General features: G+C 34.8%; 2 protein-coding genes and 1 pseudogene. All 3 read right to left on the bottom strand.

The genetic code is table 11. From position 1 onward, the window contains the following. A partial coding sequence (locus CBG25_RS21405; protein ID WP_366212744.1) for a helix-turn-helix domain-containing protein occupies positions 1–140 on the bottom strand: 140 nt, incomplete at its 3' end. A 91-nt stretch (positions 141–231) separates the two neighbouring features. Beyond that, positions 232–940, bottom strand: a pseudogene (locus CBG25_RS09855) (amino acid permease); the annotation flags it as partial. A 150-nt stretch (positions 941–1,090) separates the two neighbouring features. Next, positions 1,091–1,243: a PhoP/PhoQ regulator MgrB gene (mgrB, locus tag CBG25_RS09860; RefSeq protein WP_290606366.1), complete on the bottom strand. Its 153-nt coding sequence runs from the start codon at positions 1,241–1,243 to the stop codon at positions 1,091–1,093. Between the last annotated feature and the right edge of the window lie 517 nt (positions 1,244–1,760).

The raw sequence follows: 1,760 nt of genomic DNA on the forward strand, positions 1-1,760 counted from the left end.
TCAGTATTACGTTTGAGTTCCCTGCTGACAGTTGAACGAGAAAGCCCCAATTCTCTAGCAATAGTGGCCTGAGTAACACCGTCAATTATTCGTTTTTCGATATAAAAACGCTCATGTAAGTTCAAATGTTTTCCCTTCATACAACAGTATCTCTTATGGGGTCATTACAGTAATTTTATCTATGTATGACCAAGGATTTACTTTGTTGCATTTCGTTTGGGAATTGGCGAAAACTTGATTAGTCGCTTTAGGAATACTTTGTGTTGGATTTTCCGCTTCCGCCGCTGTTATGCCAACGAGCTCTAATCCACCAAAAGAAAACATAATAACTGCCATCGCCATTACCAATCCAGCAATCCCATTAGGAAAGAATCCTCCATATTGCCAAAGATTTGATACCGATGCTTGTGGGCCACCTTTTCCACTGATTAACAGATAGCAGCCAAAAATAATCATCGCAATAATTGCGAACACCTTAATTATGGCAAACCAAAATTCTGTTTCACCATATAAACGTACATTGGTCAAATTGATAAGATTGATAGCGATAAAAAAGATTGCAGCTGAAATCCAGGTTGGGATATCCCACCAATATTGCACATAAATACCTGCTGCAGTCAGCTCAGCCATACCAACCAAGATAAACATTGCCCAATAGTTCCAGCCAGATAAAAAACCAGCAAAAGGGCCCCATATAAGCAAAGTGACTAAAAGAACCAGCAACAGGTTCTTCGACAATCATCTCTCCTAATTGACGCATAATCAGGAAAGCAATAAATCCACCAATTTGCATAACCTAATAAAACAGATGGCCCTACCATGTTTATAGTTTGTGCAATTCCTAAAAAAGGCCTGTTCCAACAGCCCCACCAAGTGCAATCAATTGAATATGTCTGTTTTTTAACCCGCGCTTAAGCGTTTGCCCAACTTCTTCCGCCATAATTAAACCTTCATTTTATTCTAATTTCCTAATATTTTTATCGATGCAAGCTTTAACTAAAGCGCATGTCAAAACTGTTAATTAAAACATTAATTTTTCTTTAAGCCTATATTAAATTATTAAATAAGATTAAAACCCTATTAATTTTAGTTAAAATGGCAAATAACCGGTTATTTTACAGATGCCTATGGTAAAATTTCCACCATTTTGATCCTGGTCACAAAAACTGTCTAATGCGACTAAATATAAAAATAAGCAAAGTAAAACGATCAGTGTCGCAATTACTATTTTTTTTATTTTCAATATCTAACCCTTTTCATATTTTTAATACCACATGATAAAAAACAATTAATATGTCACTGTATAAAAATCAAGTCACTTACTAAAGTAACCATAGCGTCATTACTGAAATTAATAAAACCTTTTTATTAATTTATGGGACATGCTGTTTGTCAGTTAGCTGCAAAAGTTAAAAAAATTATTATAGATAAAAAATGGCTTAAACACCCACTTATAAAGAGATAAACTGATCTTTTTTAAAGATTAACATAAATTTTTATATAAATTATTTAAACATTAAGCTTTAGGACTTTGTCATCCCTAAAAAAAGTTATGTATACTTCTTTAACCAATAATTAGTGGGCACCTCGAAAAACCTAAGCCGAGTTTGATTTTGCTGATAAAGTTATCGGAAGCTGGTCTACTGAGCTAACCACCATGAAGAAACGCAGCGCCATTAAGAATGACCTCTTTGCAAACCAGTATCACCAACAGACGATCGACAAGTTGGGTGACCCGCTGGTCAAGATCGAAACCTGTA

The sequence above is a fragment of the Arsenophonus sp. ENCA genome, assembly GCF_002287155.1.
Classification (GTDB): Bacteria; Pseudomonadota; Gammaproteobacteria; order Enterobacterales; family Enterobacteriaceae; genus Arsenophonus; species Arsenophonus nilaparvatae.